We start from the raw sequence: 15,911 nt of genomic DNA on the forward strand, positions 1-15,911 counted from the left end.
GCCGGCAGGAGCACCTCCCATGCAATCCATGCAGGTGGCCTCTCAGATGGGGCTCTGGGTCATCGTCCTCCTGGTCATCCTGGCCTTGCTGTTCGACTTCATGAACGGCTTCCATGACGCGGCCAACTCCATCGCGACGGTGGTCTCCACCGGCGTGCTGCGGCCCAGCCACGCGGTGCTGTTCGCGGCCTTCTTCAACGTGGTGGCCATTTTCATCTTCCACCTCAGCGTGGCGGCCACGGTGGGCAAAGGCATTGCCGATGCGGGTGTGATCGACGCGCACGTGGTGTTCGGCGCCTTGGTGGGCGCCATCGCCTGGAACCTCGTCACCTGGTACTGGGGCATCCCGAGCAGTTCCTCGCATGCGCTGATCGGTGGCATCGTGGGCGCGGTGCTGGCCAAAGCCGGCCCGGACGCGCTGGTCGCCACCGGCATCGTGCGCACCGTGACCTTCATCTTCCTCTCGCCGATGCTGGGCTACCTGCTGGGCTCGCTGATGATGGTGCTGGTGGCCTGGGTGTTCCGCCGCGTCTCGCCCTCGCGGGTGGACCGCTGGCTCCGCCGCGCGCAGCTGGTGTCGGCCGGCGCCTACAGCCTGGGCCACGGCGGCAACGACGCGCAAAAGACCATCGGCATCATCTGGATGCTGCTGATCGCCACGGGCTATGCCAGCAGCGCCGATCAGGCCCCGCCCACCTGGACCATCGTGAGTTGCTACCTGGCCATCGGCCTGGGCACCCTGTTCGGCGGCTGGCGCATCGTCAAGACCATGGGCCAGAAAATCACCAAGCTCAAGCCCGTCGGTGGCTTCTGTGCCGAGACCGGTGGCGCCCTGACCCTGTTCATCGCCACGGCCATCGGGGTGCCGGTGTCCACCACCCACACCATCACCGGCGCCATCGTCGGCGTGGGCTCGGTGCAGCGCGCCAGCGCGGTGCGTTGGGGCGTGGCGGGCAACATCGTGTGGGCCTGGATCTTCACCATCCCGGCCGCGGCCGCGGTGGCGGCGCTGGCTTACGCGCTGAGCACGCAGTTGTTCTGAGGGCGCCTGATCACGGCCGATCGCGGCACGGGCGTTCCGTGGCAAGCTGCGCGCCATGAGCGATTCCCTTGACGACCTGGCCCAGCGCCTGCAGCGCTTCGCCGATGCCCGCGACTGGGGCCCTTTCCACTCGCCCAAGAACCTGGCCTCGGCGCTCATCGTCGAGGCGGCCGAGTTGCTGGAGCCCTTCCAGTGGCTGACCGAGGCGCAAAGCCGTGCCTTGCCCGCCGAGGCGAAAGACGCAGTCGCCCTGGAGATGGCCGATGTGCTGCTCTACCTCGTGCAGATGGGCAACCAGCTGGGCATCGACCTGGTGGCCGCGGCGCACCGCAAGATCGACATCAACGAGGGCCGATTCCCGCCGGTTTGACCCGCCGGTTTGACCTGCCGGTTTGACCTGCCGCTGACGTCGTTCGGCCTCACCCCGTCGGCGCCGCGAGGGCCTACCATCGCGGCATGGCTTGGTTGAACAAACACCCCCACTCCGTGCGCTCGGCCCCTGGCCTGGAGTGGGCGCTGTGGCGGCGCCTGCCGCGCATCCTGGCGGTTGGCACGGCCCTGCCCCTGCTGGTGCTGGGCGCGTCATGGGCGCTGTCGCCCGACGCACCCGATGGTGCCCGCGACCCGGCCTCGCTGCGCCTGGAGTTCATCATGATCGGCATCGTGGTGCTGCACTGGACGCTGGTGCTCACCGCTGCGATTGGCTGCGCCATCGTCATCCTGATGAAGGGGCCGACCTACACCGCCGACTCCTACCCCATGCCCGACGCCGACCGCCCGCAGCCCTGAGGGCCCAAGCCCCCGGCCCGCGCTAGCATCGGCGGGTGAGCCTCACCCCACCCACCTCCCCCGTTCCACGCACCGCCCTGTTGCGCACGCCCCACCTGCCCTTGCTGGCGGCGCTCTACACCGCCCAGGGCTTGCCGTACGGCTTTTTCACGCTGGCCTTGCCCGTGCTGATGCGCGAGGCGGGCTGGTCGCTCACCGCCCTGGGTTTCCTGCAGTTCCTCGCCGCCCCGTGGGTGCTGAAGATGCTCTGGGCGCCGGTGGTGGACCACCACGGCACGCGCCGCGCCTGGTTGCTGTCGATGCAGCTGGGTTCGTGCGCGCTGGCGCTGGCCATGGCTGCCATGGGCTTCCACGAAGGCAGCATCGGCCTGTTCGTGGCGGTGTTCGCTTTCAACCTGCTGGCCGCCACGCAGGACGTGGCCACCGACGGCCTGGCCGTGCGCCTGCTCAACGCGCAGCAGCGCGGCCTGGCCAACGGCATCCAGGTGGGCGCCTACCGCTTCGGCATGGTGCTGGGCGGTGGCCTCCTGCTGTGGCTGCTCGCGCGCACCAGCTGGAGCGTCACCTTCCTGGCCATGGCCGCCCTGCTGGCGCTGCTCACCCTGCCCGTGTGGCGCATGGCCGAGCCGCCACCCGCCTCACACCCATCGGCTGATCCCACCGGCCCCACCGATCCGACCGAGACCGCACACCCCCACGCCCCGGCCGCCTTGCTGAGCGCAGCGCCTGCCACCGTGGCCGATGCCGATGCAGCCTCCCCACCCCGCGGCCTGGCGCTGGCCCTGCTGTGGTTGCACCGCGCGCTGCGCCCGGGCGTCCTGCCCCTGGCCGGTTTGATCTTCTGTTTCCGCTTTGGCGACCAGATGGCCTCGGCCCTCATCACGCCCTTCCTGCTCGACCATGGCGTGGACAAACCCACGCTGGCGCTGATGAAAGGCGCGGTGGGCTCGGGCACCAGCCTGCTGGGCGCCGCGCTGGGCGGCTGGCTGATGCTGCGCATGGGCCGCAGGCAGGCGCTCCTGGGCAGTGGCCTGGCCCAGGTGGGCGTGTTCGGCTTGTACGCCCTGGCGGCCACGGGCTGGGGCGGCATGCCGCTGCTGTGGGTGGCGACGCTGGCGGAAGGCGTCATCGGCACCGTGGCCACCGTGGCGCTGTTCTCGCTGATGATGGACGCCGCCGACCCCGCCCACGCCGGCACCGACTACACCTTGCTGGGCAGCATCGGCTTTTCGCTGGCCACGCTGGGTGGCATCGCCGGCGGCATGGTGGGCGACGCCTTCGGCTACACCGCGGCCTTCGTGGCCGGCGGCTTGCTGTCAGGCGCGGGCGTGGTGGCCCTGGTGCGCTGGCTGGACGGGCACCCGCTCAATGTGCGCGTGCGCGAGGCCTGGCACTGAGCACCCCACCCGCCAGGCTGGGCGCTCACTGCGAAGCGCCGAACACCTTCTGCAGCAGCGCGCTGCCCGTGCCGACCGGGTCCTGGCGGATCTTGCGCTCCTCGTCGCCGATGACGGTGTAGAGCCCGTCCAGCGTCTTGCCCGTCACGTAGTGCTCGATGCTGGCGTCTTCGTTCTTGATCAGGCCCATGCCCGAGGCCTTGCCGGCGATGCGGTCGTAGGTCCTGGCCAGCCCGACCTGGCTCACGGCTTTCGTCACCACGGGCAGGAAAGACTGCCCCAGCGGCGCGCGCGTCTTGTCGGCGAAGAACTGGGTGACGGCGTTGTCGCCGCCGGTGAGGATCTGCTTGGCGTCCTGCACCGTCATCGACTTCACGGCCTTGACCAGCAGGTCCTTGCCCATGGGCACGGCGGCCTCTGCCGCGCGGTTCATGCCCGTGACCAGCTCGTCGATGCGCTTGCCCTGGCCCGTCATCTTCAGCACGCCAGCGGCCTGCTCCAGGAAGCCCGGCAGGGGGATGCGGACCTTCGGGTTGTCGAGGAAGCCACCTTGCTGGCCCAGCAGCGCCACCGCGGCCTGCACCCCTTTTTCCAGGGCGACCTTGATGCCGCTGCTGGCGTCCTGGTTCGACAGGTCGGACAGCGACAGCGCCCAGGCTTGCTGGTGCGCGGCGGTGACGAGCAAGGCGGCCCAGGCGGCGGCCTGGCGGTGGAAGGCGCGGCGTGCGGGGCGCGCAGGGCCGTCTGTGCATGCCGGCGAGCCAGGTGCGGCTGACGGTGCGGGAAGGTGGGCGTGACGGGTGACAGACATGGGCTTCTCCGGGGCGAGGTTGGCGCAAAAAGCGGGGACGGTGACCCTGCCCAATCTAACCGCAGTCGCCCCAGAGTGGCAGCTTCGGCGCGGCCTGCGGCCGTGGCGCCCCAAAAGAGGGCGTTCTTGCTTGGCGCTGCGCCAAAGGCGGCGCGCGGTGTGGCAGTCCGTGCGTCAAGTTGGTGCATTGTTGCCGCTTGCCGCGCCAAATGGCCCGCCTTCGGGCTGGCACGATCCTCGCGGTAGAGACATCGCTCTGATTTGGGGCCCCGTTCCTCCAACCATTCACATTGAAATGGACATGCACATGAACAAGAATGCGCTCCTGGCTGCCGCCCTCTCCCTGGGCACCGTGACCGTCGCCATGGCCCAAGCCAAGTCTGACTGGACCATCACCGGCAACGCTGGCCTGTACTCCGACTACCGTTTCCGTGGTTTCTCGCAAACTGGCTACAAGCCCGCTTTCCAGGGCGGGTTTGACGTGGTCCACGCGTCTGGCTTCTACGCTGGCAACTGGAACTCCAACGTCGAGTCCGGCCTGTACCGCGGCGCCAGCCTGGAGATGAACTTCTACGGCGGCTACAAGTACGCCCTGGGCCCCGTGACCATGGACGCCGGCCTGCTGCACTACGCCTACCCCTCGTCCAAGAAGGACGGCAACAAGGGCGTCAAGCAGACCGAGATCTACCTGGGTGCCGCCTACGACATCTTCACCGCCAAGTTCAGCTACGGCCTGACCAACTTCTTCGGCCTGGGCGATGGCTCCTCGACGAACACCAAGGGCAATTACTACCTGGACCTGGGCGTGGCCAAGGACCTGGGCAATGGTTGGGGCGTCAACGGCCATTACGGCTACCAGTACATCAAGAACGCCAAGGACTTCGGTTACAGCGCGGACAACGTCTCCGACTACCGCGTGGGCGTCACCAAGGACTTGAGCGGCTGGGTCGCCGGTGCCTCGCTGGTCGCCACCAGCAAGAAGGGCTACTTCACCACCGCCGCGGGCAAGGAAGCTGGCAAGACCGCCCTGGTGCTGTCGCTGTCCAAGGCTTTCTGAGGCCCAGCCCCAGGATGAACCCTGGGGCTTGAAGGCCAGCCCAGCGGGGGCGGTGCGAGGCGCAGTATGCTGCGCTCTCCGCCGCCCCCGCGGCCATTGCTGGAGACGTCACGTGTTCAAGGGCATCCTCATCGACAAAGACGAGCACGGTTACCGCGCCGCGCTCAAAGACATCGACGACAGCGCTTTGCCCGAAGGCAATGTGACCGTGCGCGTGGCGGCGTCCACGCTGAATTACAAGGACGGCCTGGCCATCACCGGCAAGTCGCCCGTGGTGCGCAAGTTCCCGATGGTGCCGGGCATCGACCTGGCCGGCACCGTCGAGGCCAGCAGCCACCCCGACTGGCGGGTGGGCGATGCGGTGGTGCTCAATGGCTGGGGGGTGGGCGAAACCCACTGGGGCGGTCTGGCCGAAAAAGCCCGCCTCAACGGCGACTGGCTGGTGCCCTTGCCCCTGGCCTTCACGCCGGCCCAGGCCATGGCCATCGGCACGGCCGGCTACACCGCCATGCTGTGCGTGCTGGCCCTGGAGCGCCATGGCGTGAAGCCGTCCGATGGCGAGATCGTCGTGACCGGCGCGGCCGGTGGCGTGGGCAGCGTGGCCGTGGCCCTCTTGGCCAAGCTGGGCTACACCGTGGCCGCCGTGACCGGCCGCCCGCAGGAAGCCGACTACTTCAAACAGCTGGGCGCCACCACCGTGCTGGACCGCGCCGAGTTCGCCAACCCCGGCAAGCCCCTGGCCAAGGAGCGCTGGGCCGGTGCCGTGGACACGGTCGGCAGCCACACCCTGGCCAATGTGTGCGCCAGCACGAAGTACGGTGGCGTCGTGACGGCCTGTGGCCTGGCGGGAGGCTTTGACTTGCCGGCCACCGTCATGCCCTTCATCCTGCGGGGCGTCACCCTGGCGGGCGTGGACAGCGTGATGGCGCCCAAGGCCCTTCGCCTGCAAGCCTGGCAGCGGCTGGCCACCGACCTGGACCTGGCCAAGCTGGGCCTGATCACCCGCACCATCTCGCTGGCCGAGGCCATCCCCGTCGCCCAGCAGCTGCTGGACGGGCAGGTGCGTGGCCGGGTGGTGGTGCAGATCGCCGCCTGAGCGCGGCGCAGGCCACGGACCGTGCACCGCGGCACGGTCCTGGCGTGACATCTGGTAAGCGTCGTCTCATCCTGATGCCGTGCCGCCTGCATGTCATCCGTTCACAGCACAATCCAGACCATTCACACCAGATGACGCCAAATGGCGCATCGGGTGCACACGAAAGGGATGGAGACATGACGCACAAGCCTGACCCGAAGCACGCCTTGCCGCACTGGCAAAGTCAACGCCGCCTGGCCCTCGCGGCGGTGCCCGCCCTGTTGTTGAGCGCCTGTGGCGGTGGCGGCGGAGGTTCGCCCGCCCCGTCACCCGAAGATGCCAACAAGCTGCGCAACCCCTCCGGCACCGGCGGCGGCTCGACGCCCACCCCCACCCCCACCCCCACAGGCTCGACCCCCCTCGGCAGCACGCCGGTGTACGCCAACCTGCGCGGTGCGTCGTTGGGTGTGGGCGCCTCGCTGAACGGCGCCATCCCCTTCCCGGCCGACAACGCCTGGAACACCGACATCAGCGCCTTGCCGGTGGACCCGAACTCGGCCAAGCTGATCGCCAGCATCGGCACGGGCACCGGCTTGCACGCCGACTTTGGCGCGGGCCTCTACGACGGCTCGCCCATCGGCATCCCCTACCTGGTGGTGTCGGGCAGCGAAGCGCGCCTGCCCATCAACTACACCGCTTATGGCGATGAGAGCGACCCGGGGCCCTTCCCCATCCCGCTGAGCGCGCCCATCGAGGGCGGTGCCCAGAGCAGCGGCGACCGCCATGTGCTCGTCATCGACCGTGACAACAACCGCCTCTACGAAATCGGCAACGCCTACCCGCAGGCCAGCGGCTGGGACGCCAGCGGTGGCGCGCTTTTCCACCTCGACAGCAACACCGTGCGCCCGGGCGGCCAGCCCGGCTGGACCAGCGCCGATGCGGCCGGCCTGCCCATCTTCCCGGGCTTGGCGCGGTACGACGAGGCCATGCTGGGTGCGGGCGGCATCCGCCACGCCTTGCGTTTCACGGTGGCGCGCACGCGCCGGGCCTACGTGCCACCGGCCACGCACTTCGCGTCCAGCAACACCAGCGCCGACCTGCCGCCCATGGGCATGCGGGTGCGCCTGAAGGCTTCGTACCAGATCCCGGCCTCGTTCAGCACCGAAACCAAGGCGCTGCTGCAGGCCATGAAAACCTACGGCCTCATCCTGGCCGACAACGGCAGCAACTGGTTCGTCAGCGGTGCGCCGGACGATCGCTGGAACAACGACCGGCTCTCGTCCGAGTTGCGTCAGGTCACGGGCAGCCAGTTCGAGGTCGTGCGCATGGACGGCCTGGTCGTGGGTTGACCCGGTGAGAGGCCAGTGTGTGAGGGCCTGACCTCAGTGGGCCGTGCCCTCGTAGGCGCGGCGCATGTTGACGATGGCCGCGTGGCGGCGGGCGCGACGGCCAAGCAGGCTTTGCCGCAGCAGCACGCCCGCGGCCAGCAGCATCAACCCACCGTGCAGGTGGTGGGCGTTGCCCAGCAGCAGTGCACCGCCCAGGGCGGTGGCCACGAAAGACGCCGTGGTCCAGTAGCGCGAGCGCAACCAGGCCGACGGGGCAGTGGCCGACGCTGGCGCAGGCGCGGTCGGTGGGGTGCTGGATGGCATCGAAGACAGGTTCATCGGACCTCCTTGGATCGCAGGGTGTGCGACGGCACGCACTCACACGGGATGTGTGACACAACGCACACTTCGTTGTAGAGGCTGGGCCCGGCCTTGGCAAGCTGGGGATAGCCCGATCGCGGGTCAACACCCAGCTCAAACCGACACAATCCTGCTTCAGTGGCGGGTCGCGGGTGTTCAAAGCGGCGTCAAAGCCGCAGGGCGCCGCTGTAGCCGGTCATCTCCAGATAACCGCTGCCGACCGGCTGGCCACGGGCGTCGCGCAGGGTGCTGAGGCCTTCCCAATAGACGCTGCCCGTGCTGCCGCGGCTGTCGAGCTCCTGGGCGTCGGTGCGGGCCTCGACGGTGAAGCGCTGGCCGGCCACGTCCACCTGCCAGGCCACCGGGTAGCGGGCGCGGGTGGCAGGGCTGGTCCAGTGGCGCAGGGGCGTGAAGCGCACCTCGTCGGGCGACAGCTTGCGGGCGGGCTGGCCGGGTGCGCGCAGGCTGCCGCCGGCCCACAGGGTGCTGCCATCGGCGCGGCGCAGGCGGAAGGCGGTGAGGGCGCCGCCGTCGTCGAGGTTCATGCCGATCCAGTCCCAGCCCACGGCGTCGGCATCGAGCAGGGACTCGCTCCATTCGTGGTCCATCCAGGCGCGGCCGCTGACGGCCTGGGTGCGGCCGGCGCGCGTGAGCTGGCCGCTCACCTGCAGTTGCGGGTGGGAGTAGTAACGGCTGGCCTGCTCGATGCGCGGGCCTTTTTGCGAGAAGCCAGCGTCGCCCTGCAGCAGCAGGGCTTGCGTCTGTGTGAAGCGCAGGTCGAGCGTGAAGTCGCGCGCGGTGACGCGGCTGGCGTAGGTGCTGCGCTCGGCGGGGCCGCTGCGCTGCAGGGTCCAGTCGCGCAGCACGACGTGGGTGTCGCCCTCGCGGGCCTCGACCAGGCCGAAGCCGGTGCGGCCGATGCGCTGGTCGTGCACCAGGCGGGCGGCGGCCACGTCGGTGAGCGCGGCGTGGGCGAACACCAGCTGGCGCGCGGCGAAGGCGCTGCGGCTGTCCGCGGCGGCATCGACCCGCGAGCGGAAGAAGGTGATCTGGAAGCCCAGCGGGGCAGGGCGGTGGGCGCCCGATGTGGCGGCATCCCGTGCGCTGCCATTTTGCGGCCACAGGCTGCCGGTGAGGTACCACCACTCGGTGCGGAAGGCCGGGTGCGCGCCGAAATCCTGCGGGAAGCGCAGCGGCTCGCCGGGGTGCAGCACGGGGGGCAGGGCGCGCATGGGGCTGAGCGCGTGGGCGCCGTGGGCGTGCCAGGTCAGGCCCGCGGCCAGGGTTTGCAGGGCGGCGCGCCGTGTGGGTGCCATCACCAATCCTCCTTGACGGCCAGCACCGCATCCCGCCCCACCGCCGCGCGCGCCGCGGCCCAGGCCGTGAGCGTGCCGGCCAGCATCACGCTGGCGCACAGCGCGGCCAGGCGGGCCCAGGGCAGCAGCAGGTCCATGGTCCAGTGGAAGCTTTGTGGGTTGACCACCACCACCAGCACCACGCTGACGGCCACGCCCAGCGCCAACCCGAGCAGCGCACCCACCGAGGTGAAGGCCGCGCCCTCGCCGGCCACGATGGCCAGCACCTGGCGGCGCGTGAAGCCCAGGTGGCTGAGCAGGCCGAACTCCTTGCGCCGCGCCAGCACCTGGGCCGAAAAGCTCGCCGCCGTGCCGAACAGCCCGATGCCGATGGCCACCGCCTGCAGCCAGTAGGTGACGGCGAAGCTGCGGTCGAAGATGCGCAGCGTGGTCTGGCGGATCTGGCCGGGCTCGGCGAACTCCAGCAGCGCGCCGTCCAGGCCTTGCCGCGAGGCGAGCCCGCGCACGGCGGTCTGCACGGCGTCCACGCGGGCGCCGGGGGTCAGCCACATCGCCAGGTCGTTGACGTCGGTGTCGCCGGTGAGGCGCTGGTAGTCGGCCTCGTCGATGACGATGGCGCCTTGCTGGCGGGCGTAGTCGCGCCAGACGCCGCGCACGAACGCCGCCACCGGCGGCTGGCCGGCGCGCAGGGGCAGCATCAGGGTCTGGCCGGGGCGGCCGTCGTAGAGGTCCACCACCGCCTCGCTCACGAAGATGCCGACGGCGCCTGCGCGCGGCGGCAGCAGCTCACCCACCAGCGGCAGGCTGCGGGCCGGGTCGCCCAGTTCCCGGGCGATGAGGGCCAGCGGCGCCTGTTGTGCGTCCAGCGTCAGCTTGCCCACGCGCACGCCGGCCACGCGGGCCACACCGGGCAGTTGCGCGATCTGGCCCAGCAAGGCGCGCGGCAGGTGCAGGGTGTCGCCGCCGCCCGTTGTGGCGGCACGTGCGTAGAGGTCGGCGGGCAGAACGACGTCCAGCCAGGTTGTCACCGATTCGCGGAAGCTGGCCACCATCACCGTGAGCGCGACCGACAAACTCAGGCTGGCCACCACCCCGGCCATGGCGATGGTGGCCGTGTGGCGCATGCGCCGGGCGCGCTCCAGCGCCAGCAGCCAGGTGGCCTGTTGCGGCGCCGGCCAGCGCCCCAGCAGGGCCTGCACCACCGCCGGCACACAGGCGATGCCGCCCATCAGGATGCAGGCCACCGAGATGTAGGCCCACAGCGGCACGCCGTCCACCGGGGGCAGCAACGCCAAGGCAGCGCCCAGCACCAGCAGCATCGGCCCCAACCAAGTCACGCTGCGGCCCGCGCCGACATCGCCCAGGCCCTTGAGCGCCTGCGCGGGCGCGATGCCCTGCGCCGCGCGCGCCGGCAACCAGCCGCCAGCCACCGCCGCGGCCACGCCCAGGGCGCCATAAACCAGTGCCGCGACTGGCGACCACTGCAGCCGTGGCGTGATGCCGGGGAAGTAGCCCCCGCCCAGGTCACCCGCCAGCAGGCGCAGCGCCAGGGCTGCCAGCGCGGTGCCCAGGGCCAGCCCCAGCACCGCACCCAGCAGCCCGACCACGGCCGATTCGGCCAGCACCAGGCGCAGGCGTTCGCGCGCGCTCAGGCCCAGCACGCCCAGCAGCGCCAGCTGCGGCAGGCGCTTGGCCACCGACAGCGACAGGATGGAGAACACCAGGAAGGCCCCGGTGAACAGCGCCACCAGGGCCAGCACCGTGAGGTTGACCCGGTAGGCGCGGGACATGTTGGAGAGCCGCTGCGAGGCCTCGTCGGGCTCCTCGGCCACCACGCCTGCGGGCAGCTGCAGGCTGCGCACCACGTCTTGCGCCGAGGCGCCGGCCACGAGCTGGACGTCCAGCCGCGTCAGCTTGCCCAGCAGGCCGAAGTGGTCCTGCGCACCGGCCAGGTCCATCACGGCCAGGGGCTCGCCGCCAGCGCTGACGCCACCCACCACGCGCAGGCTGGTTTCCGTGATGCCCGATGGCGTCGGCGCGAGCACGGTGAGGAGCTCGCCCGGCGCCACGCCCAGCAGGCGCCGCGCCGCCGCATTGAGCAGCACCGAGGACGGCGAGAACACCGCCATCGCGTCGATGCCCTCGACCTCGGTGGCCAGCTGCGGCAGCAGGGCGGGGGCCAGTGGCGCGGCCACCAGGCTGTCTTGCCCGATGAGCTTGAGCGCTTGCGGCCGGCCCTGGCGGTCGCGCGCCTGGGTTTGCAGCGCGATCACGGGGCTGACCCGCGCGACCTGCGGGTGCCGCGCCACCTGCGGGTAGAGGGATTCGTCCAGCGCGCCATGGGCTGCTTGCAGGCGCAGGTCCGCCTCGCCATTGACGCTGCGCACCGCCGCGCCGAACTCGCTCAAGGCCGAGGCGTTGATGAGGTGCACCGAGAACGCCAGGGCCACGCCCAGCAGCACCGCCAGCACCGCCGTGGCCTGGCGCAGCGCGTGGTGGCGCCACTCGGCCCAGCTCACCCAGCGCAGCAGGGTCCAGATGGTGTGGGCATCGGCCTGGCCTGCAGCCCGAGGTTCAACCATGCGCGGGCTCCGGGCGCATGCCCGTGGCCGTCAGGCGCAGCACCCGGTCGGCGTGGGCCGCTGCGGCCCGTGAGTGCGTCACCATCACGCAGGCCGCGCCGTGCTGGCGCGTCTGCGCGGCCAGCAGCTGCATGACGCGCTCGGCGGTGTCGGGGTCGAGGTTGCCCGTGGGCTCGTCGGCCAGGATCAGGGCCGGGCGGTGCACCAGGGCGCGCGCCAGGGCCACGCGCTGCAGCTGTCCGCCCGAGAGCTGCTGCGGCAGGCGCTCGCCCAGATCGCCCAGGCCCACGGCGGCCAGCTCCTCGGCCACGCGCTGCAGCTGCTGCGCCCGCGGCACGCCCAGCAGCATCAAAGGCAGGGCCACGTTCTGCGCCACGCTGAGGTGCGGCAGCACGTGGAAGGCCTGGAAGACGAAGCCCAGGTGGCGCCGCCTGAAGTGCGCTTGCGGGCCTTCTGGCAGCGCGCCCAGGTCGGTGCCCAGCACCTGCACGCTGCCCGCCGAGGGCGTGTCCAGCCCGGCGAGACAGTTCAGCAAGGTCGATTTGCCGACGCCAGATTCCCCGACGATGGCGACGAACTCGCCCGGTGCCACGTCCAGGTCCACCTGGGCAAACACCGGGACCTTCTCGCTGCCCATGGATGGCGCCGTGTGGTGAACCTTGGCCAGTTGTCGGACATGCAGCATGGCGGCAAGCATAGCCCGCGCGCCGTGTCGCAGGGCTGCGGCGCCACACCTGTCCTCACCTTGATCCAGGTTCAGGGTAATTCCGGATCCTGGAATATCCTCACGTTGTGCACTGCATCCATTAACCTCGGTGCATTCAAAAAAATCAGCGCGCGCAGACGCGCCCATTTCAGGAGAGCCTCATGGACACCCACGCCCGATCTGTCCTCGCGACCGCCGTTGTCGCCTCGCTCCTGGCTGTGCCGGCCGCCCAGGCGCAGACGGCAGGCGCGGCGAGCTCCGTGGCATCCACGTCGCCCGGTGAACTGCGCGTGCAGACCGCGCTGAAGCTGGACGCGCGCCGCCTGCTGTCCATGAAGGCCGGTGAGCAAATCGCCATCGACTTCCCCGAGATCGGCCGCCACACCGTCACCTTCGAAACCATCACCCGCGGCCTCGACCAGCGCGTTTACTGGCATGGCCGCCTTGGGCAGAACCCGCGCGACCGCGTGTTCCTCAAGCAAACTGCCACCGGCTTCGTCGGCGCCGTGCGTTTTGCCGGTCGCCAGATCGCCTTCGCGCAGCGCGACCAGCAGCCGCTGGCCCGTGCCGACGCGGCGGTGCTGGCCGTGGCCGGTCAGGCTTATGCGCTGGGCGCCCCGCTGGGCCGCGGCGAGGTCGAGTTGCGCAGCAACCTGGCCGCCCTCGCCCAGGCCCAGCCGGGCAGCGAGGTGGCCCTGCCCTTGCCGGGTGGCGTCACCGAGGTCGCCATCCTCACCCACAGCCGGGTGGACGAACATGGCTTCCAGCAGATCGCCGGCGTCAGCCGCATGGACGGCGTGGCCTACCCGGTGCTGCTGACCGTCAGCCCCGAGGCGGTGTTCGGCAGCCTGATCACGCCGCGTGGCGACTACCAGATCCTCACCCGCGCCGGCCGCACCCACATCCTCGACCCGCGTGCCGCCGGTGTGGTCGCCCCGACGGGCGAAGACCAGATGGCCGCGCCCGCGGATGTGGCTGGCACCGATCAGGCGAACCAGGCCGATCAGGCAGACCAGGCCGCGGAGCCTGTGCCGCTCGTCACCCAGGCCATCTTGCGGCGCACGGGTTCGGGCGCCAGCATGCCCTCGGGCGGCGGCAGCAGCCTCCCGCCCACCCAACCCGTGCCCCTGCCACCCAACACGGTGGACACCACCCTGAACGTGCTGGTCACCTACAGCGCCAGTTTCTCGGCCCTGTGGGGCTCTGAGCTGGCGGCGCGCACCCGCATCGCCAACCTGATGGAACTTGCCAACACGGCGCATGGCAGCAGCGGCACCGGTGTGAGCTTGCGCGTGGTGGGTTGGCGCCAGGTCCAGGTGCCTGACGACACCCCGCAGGTCCAGCTGGACCGCTTGCGCCTGGACAACGGCGGCTTCCAGGGAACGGCCAGCCAGAAAGCCCAGCAGGGCGCGGCCATGACCGTGTTCTTTGCGCCGCTCAACGAGGTGACCGTGGCCACCAACACCTGCGGCATCGCCTATGTGCCGGCGGCGTTCGCCGGGGGGCTGACGGCTTACCGCCAGCAGGTGCCGCTGTTGGCCTTTGCTGCGCTGAACGATGGGCAATGGAACACACAGTACTGCGAATCCCTGTCGCTGGCGCACGAGCTGGGCCACCTGCTGGGCGCCGTCCATGACAAGGACAACGCACCCTTCAAGGGCGTGTTCAGCTACAGCTTCGGCAAGGGCGTGGCGGGGGTGTTCGGCACGGTGATGTCCTACATCCAGCCGCGCGTGGCGATGTTCTCGTCGCCGCAACTGTCGTGCACCTCTGATGGGCAGCGCTGTGGCTCCAGCACCGAAAACGTGGTGGCGACCATGCTGCAGACCAAATCGATCGCGGCCGCGCTGGGCCAGGCGGGTGCCGCGCCGGCCGCGCTCGAAACCGGCTTGAGCGTGACGGGCTGGTTGCTGCAGGCCGATGGTGCACCTTTCACAGGTGCGGCCAGCTTGCGGGCCACCGACGCGCGCGTGCGTTGCCGCACCGGCCGCACGGGTTACTACAGCTGCAGCGTGCCAGCGGGCGTGCACACCGTGACCTTGCGCGCCCAAGTGCCGGGGCGTTCGGTCACGCCGGGGCTGGCGACCTTCTCGGTGAACAACCCCTCGGCCAGCGCCACCAGCGCCTTGCCAGTGGTCGGCCGTTTCTACGTGCGCTGATGCGGCGTTGACGCGGCTCAGTGCATCTGCAGCGAACCGGCGGCCTTGCCCTTGCCGGCGCGTGCGGGTGGGTTGCACAGGCCGCAGGTGAAGTGGCGGGCGATTTCGTGCGGGTGGGTGACGAAGTGGCCACCGCACTTGTTGCACTTGGTCATCGTCAGCATGCCGTTGTCGATGAACTTGACCAGGCGCCAGGCGCGGGTCACCGACAGCAGGGGCTCCAGGCCTTGGGATTGGGTCTGCTCCAGGTAGAGCTGGTAGGCCTTGATGACGACGTCGATCTCGTCCATCTCCGAGGCCTTGTTGAGGTACTCGTGGACGTTGAGGAACAGGCTGGCGTGGATGTTGGGCTGCCAGGTCATGAACCAGTCCGTCGAGAACGGCAGCTGGCCCTTGGAAGGCGACTTGCCCGAAACTTCCTTGTACAGGCGCAGCAGGCGCTCGTAGGACATGTCGGTCTCCGACTCCAGGACCTGCAGGCGTGCACCGAGGTGGATGAGCGTGACGGCGCGGTCGATTTGCTTGGCTTCGGTCAACAGGCTCTTGGTGCGCATGGTGGTCTCCTGGGGGCGTTCTGAAAGTCGGGGGTGTCGTCGTGCGGGTCAGGCAGCTTCCTGGTGGCGGCCGGCCATCAGGATGTTGGCGTGCAGGCGGGTGACGGAATCGTTGGCCGACTTGGAGTGGCTGGTCAGCAGGGACCAGACCAGGTCGTCGTCGATGCGCATGCGGCACAGCAGGGTGTTGCCGGACGCGACCTTCAGCACCTGGGCCGGGCTCAGCGAGGCCAGGCGCTCGGCGGCTTGCTCCGAGATCCCCAGGCGGTAGAGCGCCTGTTCGCGGTCCGAACGGATGAGGCTCTGGGCCAGCATCAGGTAGGACAGGTTGACTTCGCGGATTTCCATCAGGATCTGGTCGGCGTTCATGGTTGGGCTCCGGTGTGCGGGGTGTGTGGTGAACCGCGTTGTGTTTGCGGTGTCGATGGAGTCATTGTGCAAACACCTGCCAATTTCCTTGATAGGTGTCTGGATGTAAGGCCGGTCGGCAGCCGGCTACACGCCTTGTAGGAAGTTGCCTGACAGAAACCCGGAAATGCAGCCTGCCTGCCCGCCAGAAAACTGGCACCCCAAGCCGCGGCATTTCGCGCTTTGTCCATTCGTTCACACGTGTTCACGTCTGCTTGCACTAAGCTGAGGACTCATCTGGGCAACCCGCACGAAAGTGCGGTGACGCAAAGCTGCGGGGCTAACGGTGCCAGTGCACCCACGCCAGCCGGGCCGCCATGCCGCCAT

At 69.9% G+C, this 15,911-nt stretch carries 15 protein-coding genes and 1 riboswitch; of the genes, 8 read left to right on the plus strand and 7 right to left on the minus strand.

What is annotated here, in order from left to right; genetic code table 11:
• Positions 1–19: 19 nt before the first annotated feature.
• The 4 genes from EV672_RS10535 to EV672_RS10550 all read left to right on the plus strand — a co-directional run bounded on the left by EV672_RS10535 (position 20) and on the right by EV672_RS10550 (position 3,228).
• Entirely contained in the window at positions 20–1,042 is a 1,023-nt protein-coding gene (locus EV672_RS10535) for an inorganic phosphate transporter (protein WP_133608975.1), read from the plus strand.
• Between the two features lie 55 nt (positions 1,043–1,097).
• Positions 1,098–1,412 (plus strand): nucleotide pyrophosphohydrolase, encoded by a 315-nt coding sequence (locus EV672_RS10540; protein ID WP_133608977.1) that lies wholly within the window; start codon positions 1,098–1,100, stop codon positions 1,410–1,412.
• Positions 1,413–1,507: 95 nt separating this feature from the next.
• A complete protein-coding gene (locus tag EV672_RS10545) occupies positions 1,508–1,831 on the plus strand; it encodes a hypothetical protein (protein WP_133608979.1) in 324 nt (107 codons plus the stop codon).
• Positions 1,832–1,866: 35 nt separating this feature from the next.
• Positions 1,867–3,228, plus strand: coding sequence for an MFS transporter (locus EV672_RS10550; protein WP_133608981.1), 1,362 nt, complete (start codon positions 1,867–1,869; stop codon positions 3,226–3,228).
• Between the two features lie 25 nt (positions 3,229–3,253).
• Here the strand turns inward: EV672_RS10550 and EV672_RS10555 are convergent, their stop codons facing one another.
• Positions 3,254–4,039, minus strand: a complete 786-nt coding sequence (locus tag EV672_RS10555) for a DUF4197 domain-containing protein (RefSeq protein ID WP_133608983.1) — start codon at positions 4,037–4,039, stop codon at positions 3,254–3,256.
• 307 nt (positions 4,040–4,346) lie between these two features.
• Between EV672_RS10555 and EV672_RS10560 the strand changes: the two genes are divergently transcribed.
• The 3 genes from EV672_RS10560 to EV672_RS19045 all read left to right on the plus strand — a co-directional run bounded on the left by EV672_RS10560 (position 4,347) and on the right by EV672_RS19045 (position 7,520).
• Positions 4,347–5,096 (plus strand): TorF family putative porin, encoded by a 750-nt coding sequence (locus EV672_RS10560; protein WP_166643536.1) that lies wholly within the window; start codon positions 4,347–4,349, stop codon positions 5,094–5,096.
• A 112-nt stretch (positions 5,097–5,208) separates the two neighbouring features.
• Positions 5,209–6,192 carry an acrylyl-CoA reductase (NADPH) gene (gene acuI, locus EV672_RS10565; RefSeq protein ID WP_133608987.1) on the plus strand — a complete coding sequence of 328 codons (984 nt, stop codon included), beginning with the start codon at positions 5,209–5,211 and terminating at the stop codon, positions 6,190–6,192.
• 176 nt (positions 6,193–6,368) lie between these two features.
• Positions 6,369–7,520 (plus strand): hypothetical protein, encoded by a 1,152-nt coding sequence (locus tag EV672_RS19045; protein ID WP_243738624.1) that lies wholly within the window; start codon positions 6,369–6,371, stop codon positions 7,518–7,520.
• A 33-nt stretch (positions 7,521–7,553) separates the two neighbouring features.
• Here EV672_RS19045 and EV672_RS10575 read toward each other — a convergent pair whose 3' ends face one another.
• From EV672_RS10575 to EV672_RS10590, 4 genes are all read right to left on the minus strand, one after another.
• Entirely contained in the window at positions 7,554–7,838 is a 285-nt protein-coding gene (locus tag EV672_RS10575; protein WP_133608989.1) for a hypothetical protein, read from the minus strand.
• 188 nt (positions 7,839–8,026) lie between these two features.
• On the minus strand, positions 8,027–9,175 hold the full coding sequence (locus EV672_RS10580; protein WP_133608992.1) for a lipocalin-like domain-containing protein: 1,149 nt from the start codon (positions 9,173–9,175) through the stop codon (positions 8,027–8,029).
• Complete coding sequence (locus EV672_RS10585) at positions 9,175–11,757, minus strand: FtsX-like permease family protein (RefSeq protein ID WP_133608994.1); 2,583 nt, start codon at positions 11,755–11,757, stop codon at positions 9,175–9,177. The genes EV672_RS10580 and EV672_RS10585 overlap by 1 nt, the downstream gene beginning before the upstream one ends.
• Positions 11,750–12,442: an ABC transporter ATP-binding protein gene (locus EV672_RS10590; protein WP_133608996.1), complete on the minus strand. Its 693-nt coding sequence runs from the start codon at positions 12,440–12,442 to the stop codon at positions 11,750–11,752. The genes EV672_RS10585 and EV672_RS10590 overlap by 8 nt, the downstream gene beginning before the upstream one ends.
• 182 nt (positions 12,443–12,624) lie before the next feature.
• On the opposite strand from EV672_RS10590, the gene EV672_RS10595 reads away from it, so the two are divergent.
• Positions 12,625–14,622, plus strand: coding sequence for a reprolysin-like metallopeptidase (locus tag EV672_RS10595; RefSeq protein WP_133608998.1), 1,998 nt, complete (start codon positions 12,625–12,627; stop codon positions 14,620–14,622).
• Between the two features lie 17 nt (positions 14,623–14,639).
• Here the strand turns inward: EV672_RS10595 and flhC are convergent, their stop codons facing one another.
• Together flhC and flhD are read right to left on the minus strand one after the other, a co-directional pair.
• The gene (gene flhC, locus EV672_RS10600) at positions 14,640–15,176 is read right to left on the minus strand and encodes a flagellar transcriptional regulator FlhC (RefSeq protein WP_133607011.1); all 537 of its coding nucleotides are present in this window, start codon (positions 15,174–15,176) and stop codon (positions 14,640–14,642) included.
• 48 nt (positions 15,177–15,224) lie between these two features.
• Positions 15,225–15,545, minus strand: coding sequence for a flagellar transcriptional regulator FlhD (gene flhD / locus EV672_RS10605; protein ID WP_133609000.1), 321 nt, complete (start codon positions 15,543–15,545; stop codon positions 15,225–15,227).
• 269 nt (positions 15,546–15,814) lie between these two features.
• A riboswitch (cyclic di-GMP riboswitch) is annotated at positions 15,815–15,904 on the plus strand.
• Positions 15,905–15,911 lie beyond the last annotated feature (7 nt).

Source organism: Aquabacterium commune (genome assembly GCF_004362855.1).
Taxonomy (GTDB): Bacteria; Pseudomonadota; Gammaproteobacteria; order Burkholderiales; family Burkholderiaceae_C; genus Aquabacterium; species Aquabacterium commune.

What these genes read in the sequence shown, in the direction of transcription:
- EV672_RS10595 (WP_133608998.1), top strand. Translation starts at nt 12,625, where the DNA reads ATGGACACCCACGCCCGATCTGTCCTCGCGACCGCCGTTGTCGCCTCG.
- EV672_RS10575 (WP_133608989.1), bottom strand. Translation starts at nt 7,838, where the DNA reads ATGAACCTGTCTTCGATGCCATCCAGCACCCCACCGACCGCGCCTGCG.
- flhC (WP_133607011.1), bottom strand. Translation starts at nt 15,176, where the DNA reads ATGCGCACCAAGAGCCTGTTGACCGAAGCCAAGCAAATCGACCGCGCC.
- flhD (WP_133609000.1), bottom strand. Translation starts at nt 15,545, where the DNA reads ATGAACGCCGACCAGATCCTGATGGAAATCCGCGAAGTCAACCTGTCC.
- EV672_RS10540 (WP_133608977.1), top strand. Translation starts at nt 1,098, where the DNA reads ATGAGCGATTCCCTTGACGACCTGGCCCAGCGCCTGCAGCGCTTCGCC.
- EV672_RS10590 (WP_133608996.1), bottom strand. Translation starts at nt 12,442, where the DNA reads ATGCTGCATGTCCGACAACTGGCCAAGGTTCACCACACGGCGCCATCC.
- EV672_RS10555 (WP_133608983.1), bottom strand. Translation starts at nt 4,039, where the DNA reads ATGTCTGTCACCCGTCACGCCCACCTTCCCGCACCGTCAGCCGCACCT.
- EV672_RS10560 (WP_166643536.1), top strand. Translation starts at nt 4,347, where the DNA reads ATGAACAAGAATGCGCTCCTGGCTGCCGCCCTCTCCCTGGGCACCGTG.
- EV672_RS10585 (WP_133608994.1), bottom strand. Translation starts at nt 11,757, where the DNA reads ATGGTTGAACCTCGGGCTGCAGGCCAGGCCGATGCCCACACCATCTGG.
- EV672_RS10580 (WP_133608992.1), bottom strand. Translation starts at nt 9,175, where the DNA reads ATGGCACCCACACGGCGCGCCGCCCTGCAAACCCTGGCCGCGGGCCTG.
- EV672_RS19045 (WP_243738624.1), top strand. Translation starts at nt 6,369, where the DNA reads ATGACGCACAAGCCTGACCCGAAGCACGCCTTGCCGCACTGGCAAAGT.
- EV672_RS10535 (WP_133608975.1), top strand. Translation starts at nt 20, where the DNA reads ATGCAATCCATGCAGGTGGCCTCTCAGATGGGGCTCTGGGTCATCGTC.